Origin of the sequence: Parasphingorhabdus sp., assembly GCF_048269915.1 — a bacterium.
In the GTDB taxonomy this organism is placed as follows: domain Bacteria; phylum Pseudomonadota; class Alphaproteobacteria; order Sphingomonadales; family Sphingomonadaceae; genus Parasphingorhabdus.
The window spans coordinates 612,181-633,760 of record NZ_JBLWTY010000001.1; the positions used below are offsets into that span (position 1 = coordinate 612,181).

General features: G+C 58.0%; 22 protein-coding genes. 15 read left to right on the plus strand and 7 right to left on the minus strand.

Annotated features, from left to right (window positions below; genetic code table 11):
- Nucleotides 1-12 precede the first annotated feature (12 nt).
- Both ACN0WX_RS02870 and ACN0WX_RS02875 read left to right on the plus strand, forming a co-directional pair.
- Nucleotides 13-948 carry an aspartyl protease family protein gene (locus ACN0WX_RS02870; protein ID WP_417620761.1) on the plus strand — a complete coding sequence of 312 codons (936 nt, stop codon included), beginning with the start codon at nt 13-15 and terminating at the stop codon, nt 946-948.
- A gap of 101 nt (nt 949-1,049) precedes the next feature.
- On the plus strand, nt 1,050-2,024 hold the full coding sequence (locus ACN0WX_RS02875; RefSeq protein WP_417620762.1) for a retroviral-like aspartic protease family protein: 975 nt from the start codon (nt 1,050-1,052) through the stop codon (nt 2,022-2,024).
- Here ACN0WX_RS02875 and ACN0WX_RS02880 read toward each other — a convergent pair.
- Both ACN0WX_RS02880 and ACN0WX_RS02885 read right to left on the minus strand, forming a co-directional pair.
- Nucleotides 2,014-2,682: a glutathione S-transferase gene (locus tag ACN0WX_RS02880; RefSeq protein WP_417620763.1), complete on the minus strand. Its 669-nt coding sequence runs from the start codon at nt 2,680-2,682 to the stop codon at nt 2,014-2,016. The genes ACN0WX_RS02875 and ACN0WX_RS02880 overlap by 11 nt on opposite strands.
- Nucleotides 2,679-3,617: a rhodanese-related sulfurtransferase gene (locus ACN0WX_RS02885; protein ID WP_417620764.1), complete on the minus strand. Its 939-nt coding sequence runs from the start codon at nt 3,615-3,617 to the stop codon at nt 2,679-2,681. The genes ACN0WX_RS02880 and ACN0WX_RS02885 overlap by 4 nt, the downstream gene beginning before the upstream one ends.
- A gap of 81 nt (nt 3,618-3,698) precedes the next feature.
- Between ACN0WX_RS02885 and pdeM the strand changes: the two genes are divergently transcribed.
- Genes pdeM through ACN0WX_RS02910 form a run of 5 tightly spaced genes read left to right on the plus strand, consistent with a single transcriptional unit; the run spans nt 3,699 to nt 9,386 of the window.
- Complete coding sequence (pdeM, locus tag ACN0WX_RS02890) at nt 3,699-4,427, plus strand: ligase-associated DNA damage response endonuclease PdeM (RefSeq protein WP_417620765.1); 729 nt, start codon at nt 3,699-3,701, stop codon at nt 4,425-4,427.
- 17 nt (nt 4,428-4,444) lie between these two features.
- Nucleotides 4,445-5,587 (plus strand): 8-amino-7-oxononanoate synthase, encoded by a 1,143-nt coding sequence (locus ACN0WX_RS02895; RefSeq protein WP_417620766.1) that lies wholly within the window; start codon nt 4,445-4,447, stop codon nt 5,585-5,587.
- On the plus strand, nt 5,584-6,213 hold the full coding sequence (bioD, locus tag ACN0WX_RS02900) for a dethiobiotin synthase (protein ID WP_417620767.1): 630 nt from the start codon (nt 5,584-5,586) through the stop codon (nt 6,211-6,213). Before ACN0WX_RS02895 ends, bioD begins: the two co-directional genes overlap by 4 nt.
- Entirely contained in the window at nt 6,210-7,490 is a 1,281-nt protein-coding gene (locus ACN0WX_RS02905) for an adenosylmethionine--8-amino-7-oxononanoate transaminase (RefSeq protein WP_417620768.1), read from the plus strand. The genes bioD and ACN0WX_RS02905 overlap by 4 nt, the downstream gene beginning before the upstream one ends.
- 57 nt (nt 7,491-7,547) lie before the next feature.
- Nucleotides 7,548-9,386: a cation:proton antiporter gene (locus tag ACN0WX_RS02910; protein ID WP_417620769.1), complete on the plus strand. Its 1,839-nt coding sequence runs from the start codon at nt 7,548-7,550 to the stop codon at nt 9,384-9,386.
- Here ACN0WX_RS02910 and ACN0WX_RS02915 read toward each other — a convergent pair whose 3' ends face one another.
- The gene (locus tag ACN0WX_RS02915) at nt 9,387-10,076 is read right to left on the minus strand and encodes a YggS family pyridoxal phosphate-dependent enzyme (RefSeq protein WP_417620770.1); all 690 of its coding nucleotides are present in this window, start codon (nt 10,074-10,076) and stop codon (nt 9,387-9,389) included.
- 80 nt (nt 10,077-10,156) lie between these two features.
- Here ACN0WX_RS02915 and ACN0WX_RS02920 point away from each other — a divergent pair, with 80 nt between their 5' ends.
- Nucleotides 10,157-10,681 (plus strand): thiamine phosphate synthase, encoded by a 525-nt coding sequence (locus ACN0WX_RS02920; RefSeq protein ID WP_417620771.1) that lies wholly within the window; start codon nt 10,157-10,159, stop codon nt 10,679-10,681.
- Nucleotides 10,682-10,689: 8 nt separating this feature from the next.
- Here ACN0WX_RS02920 and ACN0WX_RS02925 read toward each other — a convergent pair whose 3' ends face one another.
- Complete coding sequence (locus tag ACN0WX_RS02925; protein WP_417620772.1) at nt 10,690-11,433, minus strand: hypothetical protein; 744 nt, start codon at nt 11,431-11,433, stop codon at nt 10,690-10,692.
- Nucleotides 11,434-11,782: 349 nt separating this feature from the next.
- Between ACN0WX_RS02925 and ACN0WX_RS02930 the strand changes: the two genes are divergently transcribed.
- The 6 genes from ACN0WX_RS02930 to ACN0WX_RS02955 all read left to right on the plus strand — a co-directional run bounded on the left by ACN0WX_RS02930 (nt 11,783) and on the right by ACN0WX_RS02955 (nt 19,013).
- The gene (locus ACN0WX_RS02930; RefSeq protein ID WP_417620773.1) at nt 11,783-12,232 is read left to right on the plus strand and encodes a DUF3576 domain-containing protein; all 450 of its coding nucleotides are present in this window, start codon (nt 11,783-11,785) and stop codon (nt 12,230-12,232) included.
- 27 nt (nt 12,233-12,259) lie between these two features.
- Complete coding sequence (gene leuS, locus ACN0WX_RS02935) at nt 12,260-14,794, plus strand: leucine--tRNA ligase (RefSeq protein WP_417620774.1); 2,535 nt, start codon at nt 12,260-12,262, stop codon at nt 14,792-14,794.
- Nucleotides 14,791-15,312 carry an LPS assembly lipoprotein LptE gene (lptE, locus tag ACN0WX_RS02940; protein ID WP_417620775.1) on the plus strand — a complete coding sequence of 174 codons (522 nt, stop codon included), beginning with the start codon at nt 14,791-14,793 and terminating at the stop codon, nt 15,310-15,312. The genes leuS and lptE overlap by 4 nt, the downstream gene beginning before the upstream one ends.
- Nucleotides 15,309-16,337 carry a DNA polymerase III subunit delta gene (gene holA, locus ACN0WX_RS02945; protein WP_417620776.1) on the plus strand — a complete coding sequence of 343 codons (1,029 nt, stop codon included), beginning with the start codon at nt 15,309-15,311 and terminating at the stop codon, nt 16,335-16,337. Before lptE ends, holA begins: the two co-directional genes overlap by 4 nt.
- 74 nt (nt 16,338-16,411) lie before the next feature.
- Nucleotides 16,412-16,810, plus strand: coding sequence for a peptide-methionine (R)-S-oxide reductase MsrB (gene msrB / locus ACN0WX_RS02950; protein ID WP_417620777.1), 399 nt, complete (start codon nt 16,412-16,414; stop codon nt 16,808-16,810).
- 88 nt (nt 16,811-16,898) lie between these two features.
- A complete protein-coding gene (locus tag ACN0WX_RS02955; RefSeq protein WP_417620778.1) occupies nt 16,899-19,013 on the plus strand; it encodes a transglycosylase domain-containing protein in 2,115 nt (704 codons plus the stop codon).
- A gap of 9 nt (nt 19,014-19,022) precedes the next feature.
- On the opposite strand, the gene ACN0WX_RS02960 is transcribed toward ACN0WX_RS02955, so the two are convergent.
- The 3 genes from ACN0WX_RS02960 to ACN0WX_RS02970 are packed head-to-tail and all read right to left on the minus strand — an operon-like array spanning nt 19,023 to nt 20,822.
- The gene (locus ACN0WX_RS02960; protein WP_417620779.1) at nt 19,023-19,769 is read right to left on the minus strand and encodes a M48 family metallopeptidase; all 747 of its coding nucleotides are present in this window, start codon (nt 19,767-19,769) and stop codon (nt 19,023-19,025) included.
- Nucleotides 19,756-20,202 (minus strand): YcgN family cysteine cluster protein, encoded by a 447-nt coding sequence (locus tag ACN0WX_RS02965; protein WP_417620780.1) that lies wholly within the window; start codon nt 20,200-20,202, stop codon nt 19,756-19,758. The genes ACN0WX_RS02960 and ACN0WX_RS02965 overlap by 14 nt, the downstream gene beginning before the upstream one ends.
- On the minus strand, nt 20,190-20,822 hold the full coding sequence (locus ACN0WX_RS02970) for an SCO family protein (RefSeq protein WP_417620781.1): 633 nt from the start codon (nt 20,820-20,822) through the stop codon (nt 20,190-20,192). The genes ACN0WX_RS02965 and ACN0WX_RS02970 overlap by 13 nt, the downstream gene beginning before the upstream one ends.
- Before the next feature lie 94 nt (nt 20,823-20,916).
- On the opposite strand from ACN0WX_RS02970, the gene ACN0WX_RS02975 reads away from it, so the two are divergent.
- The gene (locus ACN0WX_RS02975) at nt 20,917-21,570 is read left to right on the plus strand and encodes an ankyrin repeat domain-containing protein (protein ID WP_417620782.1); all 654 of its coding nucleotides are present in this window, start codon (nt 20,917-20,919) and stop codon (nt 21,568-21,570) included.
- Nucleotides 21,571-21,580: the final 10 nt, after the last annotated feature.

The window sequence follows — 21,580 nt, forward strand, 5'->3', positions numbered from 1 at the left end:
GCTTGTTCAACAATGCTATTTCCTGTCTGCGCCACATTGCTTGCGGCGCAGCCAACATCGTCCTTTCCGGTGGAGCCGGAAACCGAAGCCTATATTGCCGATGCCCTGCCCGAGCAGTTTCTGCAGCCCGATTCCGAACAAATTGCGATAGCAAAGGACCGGCTCGAACGGATGACGGTATCGGTCAGCATCGCGCATGGCGGGCCCTATGAATTCATCATTGACACCGCCTCGCAGAGAACGATTCTTTCCAAGGAAATTGCCGGCGCGCTGGCGCTCGATATCGAAGATGAGGTCACTGTTGTCGCACTGACCGGAACCACTGTCGTGCAGACCGTCTACGTGCCCAGCCTGACGCTGGGCAAGCGCAGCTATGATAGCCTTGTTTCACCCACGTTCCGCACCGAAAACATCGGGGCGGACGGCGTCCTCGGCCTCGATAGTCTGCAAGGCCAGCGCATCCTGTTTGATTTTCTCGGCAAAAATATCTCGGTCGAGGATACAGACAAAAAACTCAAAAGCCGGTCCCGCCGCGAGATCGTGGTGACGGCGCGACGGCGATCCGGGCAATTGATATTCACCAATGCAACGATCGCGGGCATCAAGACCAGCGTGATCATCGACACCGGCGGCGAGCTTTCGATCGGTAACAAGGCGCTGCAACGAAAATTGCGTCTGAAATCATCTGCTATGGCACAAATCATGCTCGCCGATGTGACGGGACGCTCGGTGGAAGCCGATTATGGTATCGCCGAAGAATTGCTGATCGGCCGCGCGCGTTTTGGCATCATCCCGATCGCTTTTGCCGATATCGCTCCGTTCAAGGCACTGAGACTGGACAAGAAACCGGCATTGTTTCTGGGGATGGACGCGCTGCGCAAATTTGACCGGGTAGCGATCGATTTTGCCAACAGAAAGATATATTTCCTGATCCCCGAAAATGCCTGAGATGACGTTCGTCGACTCGTGGCAGCATTTTGTGATATGATTATGGCAAGCGGCAACGAGACAGCTACGCTGAAGCAAGAGCCGCAAAACATGGAGAGAATATGCTGGCCCTGATGAGTAATCTGACGCCCGCTTTACTGGCGTCCGCCCTGACCATGGCCTATCCTGTCCCGTTCGGCCAGTCGGTACAGCCAGGCAGTGTCACAAATCCTGCTGGCGAGATTGTCGATCTTGACGAGGACCGCGCCGAAAGAATGACCGTTCCGGTCAGCATCGAAGGCAAGGGGCCTTTTTCCTTTGTCATCGACACTGGCGCGGAACGGACTGTGATCTCGCGCGGAATCGCCGACCGTCTGGCGCTGGAAGACGAAGATCCGGCCGCCCTGATGAGCATCGCCGGCACCAGTATGGTCGACATGGTCTATGTGCCCAGCCTGACCCTCGGCCGGAAAAGCTATGACGGGCTGGTATCACCGGTGCTGGCGGCGCAGCATATCGGCGCGGACGGCATATTGGGCCTCGACGGCCTGCAGGACCAGCGCATCCTGTTCGATTTCGAAGCGAACCAGATAGTCATTGAAGACGCGGACGAGCAACGCAATCTGCCTCGATCACGGGAAATCGTGGTGACCGCCAAGCGGCGCTCGGGCCAGCTAATCTTCACCGATGCAACCATCTCCGGAATCAAGGTCAACGTCATCGTCGACACCGGAGCCCAGATTTCGATCGCCAATAGTGTCTTGCAGAAACGGCTACTCAAGCGCGCCAGAGAGTCGGGCGACGACAAGCTGCTGATCGCGGTCACCGGCGATACGCTGGGCGTGGAATTTGGCCGGGCACGTGATTTCCGGATCGGACGGGCCCGCTTCGCCAGCCTGTCGGTTGCCTTTGCCGATGCACCGCCGTTCGAACGGTTCGGACTGGCCGACAAGCCGACCCTGCTGATGGGTATGGATGTGCTGCGGAAATTCGATCAGGTGGCAATCGACTTTCCGAGACGGAAAATCCACTTCCTGACCCCCCGCAATGCCCGTCTGCATGTCGACGAGCCACAAAACAGCCGGATCAGATCCTGACAGGATCGCTATGGGTTGGCGCGCCGCCAAAAATGGCTTCTTCATCCCCGCTTTGCCACTGCGGATATTTTTTCATTGTGGTGGCAAACAGAGGCGAGGCGAGATGGTCGCCGAGCCATTTCTGCAAGGCAGGAAGCGGCAATTGATCGAACCAGTCGCGGTCATTATTGGCGAACTGGCGGACAAAGGGGAATATCGCATGGTCGGCGATGCTGGGCGTTCGGCCCATTAGTTGCCCTGCGGTCTGGATCAGACCATCGAGTTTTTCGAGAAAGGCCAAGCCTCCGGCACGGTGGTCGAGCGGGTCGACATTTTCATAGCGGCTGGGATATTTATAGCGGTCGAGATGATCTTTGAACGGGCCATCTGCTTCCGCTATCAGCTCTTTTTCTGCCATATTGCCCTGCAACCAGTTTTCCGGATCATTGCCTTCCAATGCCCAGTGCATGATCGCCAAGCTTTCATCTATCACTTGTCCGTCGGACAGGACCAGCACCGGAACCGTCGCCTTGGGCGAAGCGGCAATCATCTCTGCGGGTTTGTCGCGCAGCACGACCTCGCGCAGGCGGACCGGGGTCTTGCTGACCAGTAGCGCCATCCGCGCGCGCATTGCATAGGGACAGCGCCGAAAACTGTAGAGGATCGGCATTTCGGTCATGCTGTGCCCAAATGCTGCCTGCCTTCTTCTGTGGCTTTTTCAACCTGGCGCTGGCGTTCGCGATAGCGGGCGCGCTGCTCGTCGCTGCGCTGGTCAATGCAATGCGGGCAGGCTTCACCGGGGACATAGTCGGGCGAGGCGCGGTCGGCGGCGTTCAGCGGCATCCGACAGGCATAGCATTGGCCATAATCGGCTTCGACCAGCCCGTGGCCAACCGCGACGCGCTGGTCGAACAGGAAACAGTCGCCCTGCCACAGGCTTTCCGTTTCGGGTACATGTTCAAGATATTTCAAAATGCCGCCCTTGAGATGCTGGACATCGTCAAAGCCCTGCGCCTTCACATAGGCTGTCGCCTTCTCGCAGCGAATGCCGCCGGTGCAGAACATCGCGATTTTCGGCTTCTTCTCCGAATCCTGCCGCAATTGCTCGGCAAATTCGTCAAACCATGCCGGAAAGTCGCGGAAGGATTCGGTTTTCGGATCAATCGCGCCCTCGAAACTCCCGATCGCCACTTCATAGCCGTTGCGCGTATCGATCACGATCGTGTCGGGATCGGCGATCAGATCGTTCCAGTCCGCCGGATCGACATAGGCGCCCTTTTCGGTCGCGGCATCGACACCCTCGACGCCCATCGAGACAATTTCTTTCTTGAGCCGCACTTTCATGCGCAGAAATGGCATCGCGCTGGCTTCGGAATATTTGACTTCCAAGTCGGAAAAACGCGGCAGCAACCGCAGACCGGCGATCACCGCATCGATCGCCTCGGGCGTGCCGGCGATAGTGCCGTTCATGCCTTCATGCGCGAGCAGGATCGTGCCCTTGAGACCATGTTCCTCGCACAGCGGAAGCACCTGTCGACGCAAGGCAGCGGGATCGTCGACCACGGCGAAATGGTAGAGGGCAGCGACTTTAACGGGAGATAGAGATTCGGTCATGGCAGCGCATATAGGGTGGTTGCCCCGGAAATTCCAATAGAGCGACTTGCATCGCAACAATGTTCATCGCATAGCAGCTTCATGGTTCCCCTTCTGTTCGCCCATCATCGCTTCGACATCGTCGCTCCGGCGGCACTCTACTGGCCCGCGAGAAACGCCCTGCTCGTCGCCGACCTCCATCTGGAAAAAGCCAGCTTCTATGCCCGGCAGGGCCAGATGCTGCCGCCCTATGACAGCCAGGAAACCCTCTCGGAACTTGCTGATCTGGTGAACGAGACAGGCGCGGCGACAGTCTTCTGTCTGGGTGACAATTATCATGATGGCGAGGGGGAGGCGCGGCTGGAGCCTGAAGCAGCGACGCAGCTCCGCCGAATGACGGCGACACTCGAATGGATCTGGATCACCGGCAACCACGATCGTGACGTCACCGGATTGTGGGGCGGGGAGGTAGTCGACGAATGGACCGGCGCCGGCCTTGCGCTCCGGCATGAAGCCACAGCCAATTGCCGGTTGCCGGAAATTTCGGGGCATTATCATCCCAAGATCCGCATCCCGGTGCGTGGCCGCCATGTTTCGCGGCGCTGCTTTGTCCGGGCGCGCAACCATCTGATCCTGCCCGCCTTCGGAACCCTGACCGGGGGGATGGCGGCGCAGGATCCGGCAATCGAGGCCTGTATCGGTGGTCCAGCCGAGGCGATTATCGGCCTCAGGGACAAGCCGGTTCATTTTCCGCTCCCGTTCCAGCATATCCTCCCGGGAAGGATCGACCAACCACAGCTTGCATTGCCTCTGGCCACGATGGGGCGCTGACTGCTAACAGCCCGCCCGTGGATCGATTCAAACCCTATCGCGACCAGCTCAATGCGCTGGAAAATGCCGGACGCCAAAGGCGGCTGTCTGTTCCCGACGGCCGGGATTTTTCTTCGAACGACTATCTCGGGCTCGCTCACAGTCCGTTTCTGAAAGAGGCCGCCCAGACCGCGATTGCCAATGGCATTGCGCACGGGTCAGGCGGTTCGCGGCTTCTTGGTGGCCATCATCCGGCACATGAGGCGCTCGAGGATTTTGCCGCCTGCCATTATGGGGCGGAAGCGAGCCTCTTTTTCGGCTCCGGCTTTGCCGCCAACACCGCCCTGTTCGCGACGCTTCCGCAAACCGGCGATTTCGTGCTCCATGATGCTCTAATCCATGCCAGCGTCCACGATGGTATGAAACTGGGACGGGCGGCCTTCAAACCATTTGCTCATAATGACTGCAATGCGCTGGAACGGGAAATACGGCTGTGGCGCGAATCCGGCGGCACCGGAACCATCTGGATCGCGGTCGAGAGCCTGTACAGCATGGATGGCGACCAGGCACCGCTCGCCGACCTGGCCCGGATTGCCGATACCCATGACGCCATGCTGGTCATTGACGAAGCCCATGCCGTTGGGGTTTTCGGCGATCGCGGAATCGGTCTGTCGGGATCGATTGGCTATCAGGAAAATGTGGTTGTCTTGCGGACCTGCGGAAAGGCGCTGGGCGGCGAGGGCGGCCTGCTGACCATGCCGAATATATTGCGCGATTTTTTTATCAACCGCGCACGGCCGTTCATTTTTTCCACCGCACCCAGTCCGCTGACCGCGCATCTTGCACAACAGGCCATTGCCCATATTGCCGACAACCCGTCGCTACGGAACACCCTGGCCGGGCATGTGGCGCACGCCCGGCGCTGTTTCGACGACCTCAGTCTGGCGGAGCAGCAGGATAGTCAGATTTTCCCGGTGATTCTTGGCGAAGACCGGCTGGCGATGACCGTCGCGACCCGGTTGCAGGACCGGGGTTTTGACGTCCGGGCCATCCGCCCGCCGACGGTGCCGACGGGAACCGCCCGGCTACGCATTTCTCTGACGCTGAACGTGTCGCAGGATGATATTCGCGATCTGGCGGCGGAATTGCACGAAGCGCTGGCCATGGCTCGAGCGGCATGACCGGAACCTTTGTCATCACCGGTACCGATACCGATGTCGGCAAGACCGTCTTCGCGGCGGCGCTGACAGCGGCTCTGGATGCCAGCTACTGGAAACCGGTGCAGGCGGGACTGGAAGACGAGACCGACAGCGAGGCAGTGGCACGGATGGGCGGAGTCGATCCAGCGCGTATATTGCCTGAACGCTTCCGGCTGAAAATTCCCGCTTCCCCGCATTTTTCGGCGGCGCGGGAAGGCGTTTCGATCAACCTGGATGATCTTTCCATTCCGCCAGTCGAGGGTCCGCTGATTGTCGAAGGTGCGGGCGGTGCGCTGGTACCAGTCAATCCGCAGCTGCTGTTTGCCGATCTTTTTGCCCATTGGGGCCTGCCGGTGATCATCGTCGCATCGACGAAGCTCGGAACCATCAACCATAGCCTGCTGACCATCGAGGCCCTGCGCAGCCGCGGCGTGACCATCCACGGCGTGGCCTTTACCGGCGCTGAAACAGCCGACAGCGAACAGGTCATCTGTCGGATTGGCAAGGTCCGTCGTCTCGGACGGCTGCCGCTGATTGCCAATCTTTCCCCGGACAGCCTGGCTACTGCTTTCACGGCAAATTTCGACCGCACGGATTTCATCGCATGAGCCTCAATATCTGGCACCCCTTTACCCAGCATGGTCTCGGCGAGCCGATTCCGGAGATCGCGCGGGCGGAAGGAGCGGCCCTCTATCAAGCCGATGGTACGAAAATCATCGACGCCATATCCAGCTGGTGGGTGCAGACCCATGGCCATTGCCATCCCACAATCATCGCCGCCATCCAGGAGCAGAGCGCCAAGCTCGACCAGATAATCTTTGCCGGCTGGACGCACGAACCGGCCCGGGAGCTGGCCGAGGGATTATCGGATTTCCTGCCCAAGTCGCTTGCGCATATTTTCTTTTCTGACAGCGGTTCAACCGCAGTCGAAGTCGCGCTTAAAATGGCGCTGGGCTACTGGCACAATCGCGGAGACGCGCGGCAGAAAATTCTGGTCATGGAGCATAGCTATCATGGCGACACGATCGGCGCGATGTCGGTCGGCGCGCGCGGCGTGTTCAATCAGGCCTATGCGCCGCTGCTGTTTGATGTCGGCACCATCGCCTTTCCCGAAGCCGGAGCGGAGCAGGCGACGCTCGACCAGCTGGAGGCTTTTTGCCGGGACAGCGACAGCCCGCCGGCCGCGCTGATCGTCGAGCCGCTGATTCTTGGAGCAGGCGGCATGAAAATCTACAGTCCGGCGATATTGGCGCAGATGGCGTCTATCTGCCGCGCGTATGACGTGCTGTTCATTGCCGACGAGGTGATGACCGGCTGGGGGCGGACCGGAAGCGTCTTCGCCTGCGAACAGGCGGACGTCGAGCCGGATATATTGTGCATGGCCAAGGGATTGACCGGCGGTGTCATCCCGCTCGCCGTGACCGCCGCCAAAGATGCCATCTATCAATCGCATTTGTCCGAAGACCGCGCCCGGATGTTTTTCCACTCGAGCAGCTTTACCGCCAATCCGATCGCCTGCGCCGCAGCAAATGCCAATCTCGGTATCTGGCGCGAAGAACCGGTGCAGCAGCGGATCAATGGCATTATCGCCTCGCATCGCGAGTTTTCGAATGAGCTGAAGCGCAAGCCGAACATCAGCGGACTGCGTCAGTGCGGGACCATATTGGCTTTTGAAATTGATGATGGCGCGGGCGACTATATGTCGGACCTCTATATGTCGGACCTCGGCCCCCTGCTCCTCGGTTTTTTCCGGGATCACAACATTTTACTTCGCCCGTTGGGTAATACAGTTTACCTTATGCCACCATATTGCATCAGTCGCGGGGACCTGAATACTGTCTATGCCGTTATCGAGGAAGCGATTGACCATTTTCGCGGTTGCTGATCCACAAGCTACGGAAAGTTTTTTGCATAAAGCTGGAAAACCCGCCAAGGACAGATCATGGAATTAATTGACTCCCTAATGGTAAAGATTGCGCTGATCGGCCTGCTCGGCATTGGTGCGCAATGGATCGCCTGGCGGACCGGCCGTCCAGCCATCGCCCTCATGCTGATTGTCGGCATCATCGCCGGGCCGATACTGGGTATCATCGATCCCGAACGCGATTTCGGAGCGTTGCAGGAACCGATCATAAAGCTGGCGGTTGCGGTGATCCTGTTTGAAGGCGGGCTTAGTCTGAACTTTCGCGAATTGAGACAGGCGGGCGGCGCGGTGACGGCAATGGTGCTCGTTGCCGGGCCGGTTGCCTGGGTCCTTGGCACCGGAGCGGCACATTATGGTGCCGGTCTGTCCTGGGAAATATCGGCCTTGCTGGGCGGCATCATGATCGTCACAGGCCCGACCGTGATCGGTCCGATGCTACGCACATTGCGGGTGCCATCGCGGGTTCGCAACATTCTGAAATGGGAAGGTATCGTCAACGATCCGATCGGTGCGCTGCTCGCCGTCGGTATCTATGCCTATATCACTTACGAGGGCCCCAATGCCAATATCGCCGTCATCAGCATGGATGTGCTGGCGGCAAGCTTCATTGCCGGATTAATCGGCGCGGGACTCGGCTTTGCCCTCACCTGGCTGTTTCCCAGAGGACTGGTTCCGGAATATCTAAAAGCTCCCTTCCTGCTGGTGACGGTGATCGCCGGCTTTGTCATCGCCGATCTGATCAAACATGAAACCGGCCTGATTACAGTCACCGTGATGGGCATCGTCATGGCAAACCGGCAAATCTATTCGAGTCAGGCACTCTACCGGTTCAAGGAAGATCTCGCGGTACTTCTGATTTCCGGTGTGTTCATCATTTTGTCCGCGACGCTGGACTGGGAAACGGTGCAGCAGTTCCGGCCACAATTTGTCATCTTCCTGATTTTGCTGCTCTTTGTCGTGCGGCCCATTTCGGTGCTGGTGGCGCTATTGTTCAGCTCGGTGCCGTGGCGCGAGCGCTTGTTCATTGCCTGGATTGCACCGCGCGGTATCGTCGCCGTCGCAATCACCGGCCTGTTTGCAATCCGTCTGGTCGATTACGGGATGCCGGGAGCAGAAGCCCTCGTACCGCTCAGCTTTGCCGTCGTCATCGCGACCATTTTCGCGCATGGCTTTTCCGCGTCCTGGGTTGCGGAGCGGCTGGGGATCGCCGAAGGCAAGGGCGAAGGAGTTCTGATCGCCGGAGCCAATCGCTGGTCGATTGCACTGGGCAAGATGCTGCAATCACTCGATATCGACGTCCTGATCACCGATAGTAGCAAATTTGCGTTGCGCCGTGCGCATAGCGAGGGTCTGAAAATACGCCACGGCGACGTGCTCGAAGAGGCTCATGACGACAATATCGACATGGGAGAGTTTCAGCATCTTATCGCCGCCACCGACAATGACAGCCAGAATCAATTGATCACCGCTGATCTGGGGCCGGAAATGGGCTATGAACAGATCAGCCGTCTGGCCAATGACAGCCAAAGCAAAAGCCGGGTCGGCCACGGGCGGCTATTGTTCGAATCCGGCGCCGATTTTGGCACTTTGCTCGACCGTGATCTGGCAGGCTGGCGGTTCAGCAAAACCAATATCACCGAGAAGTTCAGCGTCGAAGATTATCGGAAAAATCTGGAGGAGGGCGAGGAACCTCTGGCCGTTTTCAAACCGGATCGCCGACTGCTATTTTTCTCGACCGATGCCCGGCCGACCATTGAGGACGGAGATGTGGTGATCAGCTATGTCGCTCCGGATACACCGGAAGAGCGCAAAGCGGACCGGGCTGCCAGAGAAAGCGAAAAAAAGAACGATAACTGACTATGCGGCTTGGGCGGCGCGCGGTCCGAACAGCGCCGTACCAACCCGGACATGGGTGGCACCCAGCTTGACAGCAGTTTCAAAATCACCGGACATCCCCATGCTCAGGCGATCGAGGCCATGGTCGCGGGCAAGCTTCGCCAGCAACGCAAAATAGGGGGCCGGATTTGCGTTGGACGGGGGAACGGCCATCAACCCAACGACCGGAAGGCCTGACTTGCGGGCCTGCTCGAGCAATTCGGCAATCGCCGGGATATCGCAACCGCCTTTTTGCGATTCCTCGCCGATATTGACCTGCAGAAAACAGGGGATGCGGCGATCCTGCCGATCCATTTCCCTTGCCAGCGCCTTGATCAGCGAAGGCCGGTCTACCGAATGGATAGTATCGAACAGGGCCACCGCTTCCCCGGCCTTGTTGGATTGCAACTGGCCAACCATGTGCAGTTCGAGGTCGGGATATTCCGCTTTCAAAGCAGGCCATTTTTCCGCGGCTTCCTGCACCCGGTTTTCTCCAAAGACGCGATGGCCGGCTGCAATCAGTAACCGGATTTCATCGACGCTGCGGGTTTTTGACACCGCGATCAGCATGACCTCGGACGACTTTCGGCCTGCAATTCGGGCCGCTTTTTCGATTTTTCCATGGACGTCGCGGAGGGATGGATTAGCCAGCTTTATATCGGTCACAGTCATTCTCTTTCGCCAAGCATCGGTCTATAGGCCTGCTTATGTTGCGAGACCAGCCCGCATTGTCAAACCCAGGCCAAGCGGCAGTGCCCCGTATATGGCTGTTTACTGACCAGAGAAATGATCATCATCTCGCACGGGCCATCAAAAAATTGCCGCGTGGCAGTGGAATTATTTTCCGGCATTATCATTTGCCGGAGTCGATACGGCAAAGCCGGTTTAAATTGGTCCAGCAACTGGCACGCCGCCACGGTCATATGCTGATTCTGGCGGATATGCCGAAATTGGCCCGGTGCTGGCATGCCGACGGGGCGCACGGGCTGGCGCGGCACCGGTGGCAGACCGCGGGGCTCCCAAGCAGCGCACCAGTTCATAATAGCCGGGAAATCCATCAGGCCAACCGTGCCGGAACCGATATATTTTTTCTGTCACCGGTTTTCGCTACCCGGTCCCATCCCGGCCAGCGTCCGCTCAACCGTATGCAGGTTCGACGCTTGGCCGACCTGTGTAACGGTGTAGTGATATTGCTCGGCGGGATGAACAGGAAACGCTATCGCTCGCATGAAAGTGACCTGACCCATGGCTGGGCCGGTATCGATGCTTTCAGCTAATCCTGATTTTAGAAGCGGAACTGGGTTCCGACATAGACCGCCTGACTGTCCTGACGATTGTCCGTCAGCGGTGCCATCCGGTCGCGTTCGTTGTTGATCCGGACACCGGCGGTCACGTCGAGATTGCGGGTGAGCGAGTAGCTGCCACCAACATCAAGCGTATAATCTTTCTGGCTGGCGTCGAGTGCGCGCGGCGCAGCGTTGATCGGTGCACTGGCATCGATCGACATGCGCGTGTTGAAGCGGCTCTTTTTGCCGGTTTCGCCTTCGCCCAGCGTTATTTCACCACCGATTTCCGAAAGGTCAGGCAGATTGCTTGCCAGTTTCTTGACCGGAATCGCAAAGCTCTTCAGGCCTTTCGCTGTGCCAAGACTATAAGAAACAGGGGCAATTTTTGCAGCGGTCGGGATACCCGATCCGGGTGCTGCAGCGAGGACATTTTGCCGGAAGGCAATCGCGTCAGCATCAGACTTCTGGCGAACCACCACAGTGACCGAACGTTCTCCGCCACGCGTTCCGCCCGCCGGAGTGAATTTAAAACTCGCGTTTCCGCGCAGGGCATTGAGTTTATATTTGGCTACCAGATCTGGATCGGCACCCGCTACGGTGAAAGAACCCACCGAACCCAATGTTTTCAGGGATACCATGCCGTCATCACTGGAAAGTACTTTCGCCAGAGCAGGCGTCATGACAAGACCGGAGAGCGCGAGTCCCGTCGCTAACCAACCAAAATGACTACCCTTTTTCTCCATGACGGATGCGAATCCCCTATTTAGACTGGCTGATATACCAAATTCCGGCCATCCGCACGAGTCAACATATTGCTTTTGTCCGATTTTCCCAAACTAGTGGCTTTATGTTGCACATCGGTTACGTTTTAGCCCCAATAATGAGATGAAGCCTAGCACGGTCAAGATGAACCCATGATGATTAAAGACCATTCAACCGGTGTTCAGCCCGCGCTGCACAAGAGCGAAACATGCGCTTGTGCTTGCCCCTTGCGGCAAAGCATTTATAGAGAGCGCTGAAATATATTCACGTCCGGAACAAATCCTGCAAAAAAGATTTCGTTACGGCGCAAAATGCAACCAGGAGCGCTTCATGTCCCGCCTCAAACCATCTCTCATCCTGCGGTCTGCAACCGCCAGCCTGCTGACATTGTCCCTGCTTTCTGCCTGCGGCGGCAAAGAACGGCCAAAAGCGGATCTCGCCGCATCACAGGTCACCACGATCGGCGTAAACAGCTATTTGTGGCGCGCCTCGCTCGACGCCCTGTCGTTCATGCCGCTGACCCAGACCGACAGCAATGGCGGTGTGATCCTGACCGACTGGTATGTGAATCCGCAAAATCCGGGCGAACGGATGAAGATCAATGTCTCGATTCTCGATCAGGATTTGCGCGCCGACGCCCTGCGCGTCGCGGCATCCCGTCAGGTGGCCAGCAACGGTACCTGGGTCGATGCTCCGGTCAAGGCGGCAACCACGCAGAAACTGGAACAGATCATTCTCACCAAGGCGCGCGATTTGCGGCGCGGTGCGATCACCAACTAGACCTTTCTGCCATATCATGGGGCCGCAATGACCGATCAGCGATTCAATCCACTGGCGGCGGACAAACGCTGGCAAAAGCGCTGGGAAGCAGCGGCTACTTTCGAGGCGGATGACGCCAGCAGCAAGCCGCGCAGCTATGTGCTCGAGATGTTTCCCTATCCATCGGGCCGCATCCACATGGGCCATGTCCGCAACTATACGATGGGCGACGTGCTCGCCCGGTTCCGGCGCATGCAGGGCTATGAAGTGCTCCATCCGATGGGCTGGGATGCCTTCGGCATGCCGGCAGAAAATGCGGCGATGGAAAAGAAAGTTCATCCCGGTGAATGGACGCGAGCCAATATCGCAGCCATGCGCAGCCAGCTGAAGACGCTCGGCTTTGCCTTTGACTGGAGCCGCGAACTGGCGACTTGCGAACCCGATTATTACGGCCAGGAACAGGCATTGTTCATCGACCTGTTTGAGGGCGGGCTGGTCTATCGCAAGGAATCAGCGGTCAACTGGGATCCGGTCGACATGACCGTACTCGCCAACGAGCAAGTGATCGACGGCAAGGGCTGGCGCTCCGGCGCGCAGGTCGAAAAGCGCAAGCTCAGCCAGTGGTTTCTGAAAATTACCGATTTTGCCGAGGAACTGCTGGCCGGACTGAATGAGCTCAAGGCATGGCCAGACAAGGTCCGGCTGATGCAGGAGAACTGGATCGGCAAGTCGCAAGGTCTGCAATTCCATTTCCAGCTGGCACAGGCGCAGGAAGATATCGCCAGCATCGAGGTCTTCTCGACCCGGCCGGACACGATTTTCGGCGCGAGTTTTGTCGCGCTGTCGGCCGACCATCCACTGACGCAGAAACTTGCCGGCCAGAATGATGCGCTCGCCGCCTTTGCCGAGGAATGCAAAGCGGGCGGGACCACGGCAGCCGAGCTGGAGACGATGGAGAAAAAGGGCTTTGACACCGGCCTGACCGTCACCCATCCGCTTGATCCGGACTGGCACCTGCCCGTCTATGTCGCCAATTTCGTGCTGATGGATTATGGCACCGGCGCCGTATTCGGCGTGCCCGCCCATGACCAGCGCGATCTTGATTTTGCCCGCAAATATGAGCTGCCGGTCAAACGGGTGGTTTCCGATGGTGAGGAAAGCGACCCGCTGTTCGCTGGCGATGAAGCCTTTACCGGCTCCGGAAAAATCGTGAACAGCGCGTTTCTGGACGGCATGACCGTCGAAGACGCCGCGCAGACGATCATCGACCGCGCGCAGGCCGAAGGCTGGGGCAAGGCGCAGACCACATGGCGGCTGCGCGACTGGGGCGTTTCGCGCCAGCGCTACTGGGGCACGCCGATCCCGATCATCCATTGCGATACCTGCGGGCCGGTGCCGGTGCCCAAGGACCAGCTCCCCGTCGTTCTGCCTGAAGATATTGATTTTGAAACCCCGGGCAATCCGCTGGAGCGCCATGCGACGTGGAAACATGTCGACTGCCCGAAATGCGGCAAGGCGGCTCGGCGCGAGACCGATACGCTGGATACCTTTGTCGACAGCAGCTGGTATTTCCTGCGCTTTGCCAGCCAGCCGGGCGACCGGCCCTTTGACCCCGAAGTGGTCAAGCAATGGCTGCCGGTGACGCAATATATCGGCGGCGTTGAACATGCGATCCTGCACCTGCTTTATGCGCGCTTCTGGACGCGCGCTTTGGCGAGCATCGGCAAGCTGGATTTTGCCGAACCGTTCGAGAGCCTGTTCACCCAGGGCATGGTGACGCACGAGACCTATAAACATGGCGACGGCAGTTGGCTTTCGCCCGAAGAGGTCGAGAAAAATGGCGCAGACTGGGCCGTGATTGCCGACGGATCGCCGGTCACCACCGGCCGGGTCGAGAAAATGTCGAAGTCGAAGAAAAACGTCGTCGATCCCGATCCGATCATCGAACAATATGGTGCCGACGCGGTGCGCTTCTTCATGCTGTGCGACAGCCCGCCGGAACGGGACCTGCCCTGGTCGGAAGCGGGCATCGAGGGCAGCTGGCGCTTTGTTCAGCGTCTGTGGCGGTTGTTCATATCCGTAGCCGATGGAGCCGACGGAAGTGCTGGCGAGGACAAGGCGCTCCGGCGCAAACTCCATCAGACCGTGGCGGGCGTCGCTGCGGATGTCGAAGCCCTGTCGTTCAACAAGGCGGTGGCGAAGATATTCGAGCTGGTCAATCTGATCGAGAAATCCCAGCCCTCTGCGGACCGTGTCACGGCAATAAAGTCGCTTGCCCGGATCGTCGCACCAATGGTCCCCCATATTGCCGAGGAAGCATGGGCGTTGTTCGGCGAAAGCGATCTGATCGCGGATGCGTCCTGGCCGGAGGTGGACGAAAGCCTGCTGGTCGACGATGAAGTAACGATCGCGATTCAGGTGTGCGGCAAGCTCCGCGATACAATCACCGTTGCCAAGGGCATCAGCAAGGATCAGCTCGAAGAACTTGCCCTCGCATCCGAGAAGGTGCAGCGTAGCATTGATGGGGCTGAGATTAAGAAGGTGATTGTCGTGCCCGACCGACTGGTTAATATCGTAATATGAAGGCGATGATTGCCCGCTTCACCGTTCTGGTGACAGTGTCAGCGATGCTGGCTGCCTGCAACCTGCGGCCGCTCTATGCTAATGGCACAACGGGCGTCGTCGCCCAGCAACTCGGCAATGTCGAGATTGAACCGATCGCCGGCAAGGCCGGGTGGCTGACGCGCAATGCGCTCAAGGACCAGCTCGAGGCATTTGAGGGGCAGCAGGCAAAATACCGGCTGATCGTCGCGCTGGAGGACAAGATTGCCGGATTTGGCGTGCGCAGCGATGACCGGATCACCCGAGAGCGCAGAACCTTGCGCGCCCGCTATCAGCTCGTTCGTCTGTCCGACTCAGCGGTTGTACTCGATGCCACTGCCGGTTCGGATGCCGGCATTGACGTGGTCTCTTCTGAATATGCGACTCTCGCGGCAGAAGATACCGCACTGGAAAATCTGGCGACCCGCGTTGCCAACCAGATTGTGACCCGGCTGTCTCTGTTCGCCCGGAATGAGGGCGCCGTTTCGCCGGTACCATGAAGGCAAAGCCGGAAGACATTGTCAGGCGCTATCATGCCGCGGCCGATCAAGTCCGACTGATTCTGTTATGCGGTCCCAATGTCACCCGCTGTCAGGCGCTTGTCGAAGAACTGGTAAAGCCGCTGGCTCAATCGGCAGAACGGGTCGATCTGACCGTTACGGACGTGAGCGACAATTCCGCTCGGCTGAATGACGAAGCCAATTCTGCCTCTCTCTTCGGGGACAAGCGCTTTATTATATTGCGACTGAACAGCGGCGAAGCGGTGAGAGCAACGGCGGCGATTGAAAATTTGCTGGAAAGTGAGGCAGGGGGCGATCCCGTGTTTGTCATCGCACCGGGCATGGGAGACAAAACCGCGCTGGCGAAGACGATCATAGCGGCACCGGATGCCTTGATCGCAACCTGCTATGAAACGACGCCCGCACAAGCCGTCGGGGCGATCATGGCCATGGCCGGCGACGAAGGCCTGCAGTTAAGCCGGGAAATGGCGCAGGAAATCGCCGCCCTGACCAGCAATGATCTTGTGCTGGCGCGGTTGGAAGTCGAAAAAATTGCGCTATATCTTGATGCACGGCCGGAAAGTCCCAAGGCTCCAGAAGCCAATATTCTTATGCTGCTCGGCGCCGAGAATGACGAAGAGGATATCAGCCTGCTGGTCAACGCCGCGCTCAACGGAGACGCCGCGCGGCTGGCGAAGGAGATTGCCGCATCGCGCGCGCAGGGCTTCAGTGAAGTCGGCCTTATTCGAATCATGCTCCGCCATCTGACAAAGCTCGCGGAGCTGCGCAGCAAGGTCGACAAGGGCGGCACCATCGATTCCGTTGCCGGACATCCCAGCGTCTTTTTCAAAGAGCAGAAGCATTTCAAACGGCAGTTACAAATCTGGCGATCTGCCCATATCGGACGGTTGATCGAACGGGTGTTGCAACTCGAGATCGCTATGAAGAGCAGCGGTCAACCGGACCGCGTGCTGGTAGAGGATGAATTGCTGCTGATTGCCCGCAAAGCGGCCAGCAACAGATAGTTCGGTCTTCTTTGGCAGGTATGTCCTGCGCCAGATCCCTTGACCGGCTGCGATCAAACGCCCATTTACCGGATATGGAAAAAACAATATTGAGCGACGCAGAATGGCGGCAGAAGCTGTCGCCAGAACAATATCATGTCTTGCGCGAAGCGGGCACTGAACGGGCCTTTACCGGCGCTTTGAACGCCGAATATCGCGATGGCGAGTTTTTCTGCGCCGGCTGTGGCAGCAAATTGTTTGAATCACAGAGCAAGTTCGACAGCGGGTGCGGCTGGCCAAGTTTTACGGAGCCCGCTGATCCAGAAGCGGTAACGGAACTCGAGGACAACAGCCTGGGCATGCGCCGGATTGAAGTGCGCTGCTCGACCTGTGACGGCCATCTCGGTCATGTCTTTCCCGACGGACCGGCTGAAAATGGCCTTCGCTATTGCATGAATAGCGCGGCGATGGCTTTTGAACCGAAGACGGATTGAATTTTTTCCTGTCTTTCCCCGTTCAGGCTGCAGTAAGGCACTAACACGCTAGAAAATCTTATATTCGGCGGTTAGTGAGTGGAGTTATATGGCGCGGGGCAAAAAACGCAGCAAACAGCAAGAGCCAGTGCGCAAATGGCTGTGGCGGTTTACCAAGTTCGGTCTTGTAGCCGGTTTTCTTGCGGCAATCGCCCTGGTGGTTGCGGTGCTGGTCGTCCGCTCCTCTCTCCCCGGCTTTGAGGATTTGAAATCCTCCCCCAATGGTCAGATGATCCGGGTATTGGATGTGAACGGCAAGGAGCTGTTTTCCATGGGCCCCAGCTACGGCGAGTGGCTGGAATATACGGACATTCCGGACGTGATGAAATCCGCGATGGTCGCTGTCGAGGATCGCCGGTACGAAAATCACCCGGGCGTTGATCCGATTGGTATCGCGCGGTCGCTGCAAGTGCGGATGCAGCGCGGCCACTGGGCGCAGGGCGGATCGACCATCACCCAGCAACTGGCGCGAAATGTATTTCTCAACAATAACCGCACCTTTGGCAGAAAAGCCCGGGAAATATTGCTCGCACTGGCCATGGAAAGAAAATTTTCCAAGGAGCAGATTCTCGAACTCTACCTGAACAAGGTCTATTACGGCGGTGGTGCCTATGGCATTGATGCCGCATCGCGCCGTTTCTTCGCCCATAGCGCCAGAGAGCTGGACCTCGCCGAAGCCTCGATCATCGCCGGTCTGGTCAAGGCACCATCGCGCTATTCGCCAACCGCCGATGCCAAGGCAGCAATCGGACGAGCAACCGTGGTGCTTGAAGTAATGCAGGATGCTGGTGTCATTTCCGCAGCCGAGGCGGCGAGAGCGAAGCCGGCGTCGGTCAAGATGGCACCCGAACCACGGCAGAATAGTGTGCGCTATTTTACCGACTGGGCTTTACCGCAACTGGATTTGCTGATCGACGAAACGGTGGAACCGCTTGAAGTCTGGACCACGCTCGATCTGGACATGCAGCGCGCTGCAACGGCAGCCATCCAGTCTCGAGTGCCGGGCGGTGCCCAGGGCGCGCTCGTCGCAATTGACCGCGATGGTGCTGTGCGCGCCATGGTCGGCGGAACAGATTATGTGACCTCCAACTATAACCGCGCCACACAGGCCGTGCGGCAACCCGGGTCGGCCTGGAAAGTCTTTGTCTATATGGCGGCGCTGGAGGCAGGCTACACGCCCAATGATACAGTGACCGATGAACCGATCACCATCGGCAACTGGACGCCCCGCAATAGCGGTGATCGCTATGCCGGAGACATTGATGTCCGGACCGCATTCGCTTTCTCGAAAAACACCGTCGCGGCGGCGATCGGTAATGATATCGGAACCTCGTCAATTGCCAATATGGCACGCCGTTTTGGCATAACCACCCCGATCGACACCAACCCGTCGATGGTATTGGGTACCTCGGATGTGCGGTTGCTCGACATGACCCGTGCCTTTGCATCGATCAGCGCCAAGGGCATCGCGATCACACCATTCGGAATCACCAAGGTGCAGACGATGAAGGGCGATATTCTGTATCAGAGCAAATTTGATGGTAGCCGTGTGCTCGTCGATCCATGGGTCGCCGCCGGTATTACGGACCTGATGCAGACCGCCGTCAATACTGGTACCGGGCGTGCAGCCCAGATTGGTCGCCCCGTTGCGGGCAAGACCGGTACCACGAGCAGCAATAAGGATGGCTGGTTTCTGGGCTTTTCCAGCGGCTTGACGACTGGTGTCTGGATGGGCCGGGATGATGCAAAACCAGTGGGTGGTTTGCAGGGTGGGCGGGCGCCGGCAACCGCATTCGCGCAGTTCATGAAGGTAGCAGTCGCCAATCGCAAGGTCGAGAAATTCGATACCGAGCTGGTATTGCCGGAATGGCAGCTGGAGCCGGACGACGGCGAACTGTTCGGTGCACCAGAAGACGGTATATATGTGGACGAAAACGGCATGCCGATCGAAACCGGCCGTGGAATCGAATATGATCTGGAAGATGGCGAGGCCGCCGATGGTCCCCGGCTGGATCAGGATTGGATCGATTCCGTGCTTGGCCGCGGTGGCGATCCCGCTCCCCGCAAACCGGAGCCGGCTCCTGTCAAAAAACCAAAACCACAGCCTCCGCAAAACCAGCCAGAATCCCTTATTCCAGAAGCCCTGCGTTCGGAATCGCAATAGCCATCTGGTTCAGTCAACCGGCTGGGATTGTCGTTCCGCTCCCACCATATGCAAACCGCGGCCATGCTGCTTGAGCCAGCGGTCAGCCGTGCTACGATCCGATTCATATATTTGATCGAGCAATGCGTAAAAACGCGGGCTATGATCCATATGTTTAAGATGGGCCACTTCATGCGCCACTACGGATCGGCGCACATGGGGTGGTGCCATGACCAGCCGCCAACTCAGCCGGATAGACCGATTCCCGGAACAACTGCCCCAACGACGCCGCGCATCGCCCACCGCCAGTCGCGGCATATCAAAACCGGCGCGAGTGCAATAATATTGCAGATCTTCGGCAAAAATCGTGCGGGCTTGAGCCTTGGCCCAGCGAAGAATACGGGATTCGACATGCTCGGCGGGTCCGCCCAGTCGAATTTCTCCGTCCACGAGGAGCGGCGCACGCGCAAAATCCGGTGACCAGCGAATGATATGCGGTTCACCCAGAAAAGCGATCTGGCTGCCGTCCTCGATCGGAACCGGTGGTACGGCTTCGGCAAAGCGGGCGTTGAGCCAGTCGGATTTGGACTGGGCAAAGCGCAGGGCCTGATGTTCCGAAGCATAAGTGGGCAGTGTCAGGCGGACGACGCCTTTGACCGTATCTGCCGAGACAATGATCGACCGGGCCTGCTTGGAACGCCGCAGTTGGAGCGGATAGCTTACGCCACCGAGGCTGATGGCGAGCGCTTCAGAACGCGATGACCTAAAAAGGCGCATCGATAATATGCTGCTCAAGCGGTCCGGCTTTGCTTTCGGGTATGGCCTTGCCCCGGATCGACTGGCCTGCCTTATGAATCGTTTCTCGATCGCCCGAAACCAGATAATGCCATGCCGGTAACGGCAGGCCGCGGGCGCGCATTTTATACGAACAACTGTCAGGCAGCCATTCAAATTCTTCCAGCTTGTTGCGAGTCAGCCGGACGCAATCGGGCACATGAAATTTGCGGTGGCGATAATCGCTGCATCGGGCTTGCTGCAGGTCGAGCAATTTGCAGGCAATGTTGGTCATATATATCTGGCCATCGTCCTCATCCTCCGCTTTCAGCAAGCAGCATTTGCCGCAGCCATCACACAAGGCTTCCCATTGCGCGCGGTCGAGCGATTCGAGTGGCAATTCCCAGAATGGCTGGTCGGAGCCTATTTCACCCATCGGGCAATTTCATCCGCCACATCCTGCGGCGTGCCATCATAAGGCAACAAAGCCAGTGGCTCCCCTTCCGGACCGAACAAATAGGCCTGACGGCTGTGGTCAACGAGATATTCGGTCGATCCTTCGTCTTTCCGGATGTCATAGATAATCAGATATTTTTTCGCGACGGCAGCAATTTCATCGGCGCTGCCGGTAAGTCCAATGAGCCGCGGATGGAAAGCGGAAACATATTGTTTCAGCACGGCCGGTGTATCACGCTCGGGGTCGACCGAAATGAAAATTGGCTGGATTTTCTCAATCAGCGCTGGATTGTCCTTTTCAGCCTGCTTCAGTCCCAGCATAATATTGGCAAGATCGATCGGACAGACATCGGGGCAATAGCTATAGCCAAAGTAGATTATCCGATATTGGCCCTTAAACTGCTCCTCGGAGGTTTTAACGCCATCCTGGTTCGTCAGTGTGAATGTGCCGCCAATCTTCGCGCCCGCCAGCGGCGGCTCTGCGGCACCCGATGCGCCGTTATCCGGCGCCGGGTTACAGGCGGCCATGGACGTCAATAATCCCGTCAACAGGAGCATTTTTGCAAATTTGATGATATTGTTCATTACGGGGCCAGACATGGTCTGCTACTTGATCAATTTCAACAGATAATTGATAGGCAGTAATTGCAACGGATCCGGGATAAGACTTACCGGTTGAGATAATGGGGCTAAAATGTTCGATAAATATCCTTCAGCCATACTGCCATTCGGCAAATTACGCCATTTCTTCCAGCTGCTCGGGATATTGGCAGCGGCAATTTCTTTTTCGGCACCTGCCTCGGCACAATTTTCAGATAGCTATAACTTCCTGAAGGCGGTCAAGGATCGCGACGGTGAAGAAGCAACAAAATTTCTCAATCAGCCGGGGACCGTCATTGTCAACACCCGCGATCGCAGCACCGGTCAGACCGCTTTGCATATCGTCGTCGAACGGCGTGACAACGCCTGGATCGGGTTTCTCCTGCAGCAGGGTGCCAACCCCAATCTGCAGGACAAGCAGGGTATGTCTCCCCTCATGCTCGCTACCCAGTTGCGGTTCGTGGACGGGGTTAAAATTCTGCTGGCGAAGAAGGCCGATGTGAACGCTGCGAACAACCAGGGCGAGACGGCCCTCATTCGGGCGGTCCAGCTCCGTGATGCGGAACTGGTACGCGTGCTCCTTGCAAATGGAGCCGACCCGGAACAAACGGACACGCTCGCCGGACTGTCAGCACGTGATTATGCTATGCGGGATCGTCGCGCTGCAGCCATATTGGCGGAGATTGAAAAGGCGGACGCCAAAAGGGAGCCGGAAACCGAAGGCCGGTTCTTTGGACCGGAAGGCTGATCCTGACTCC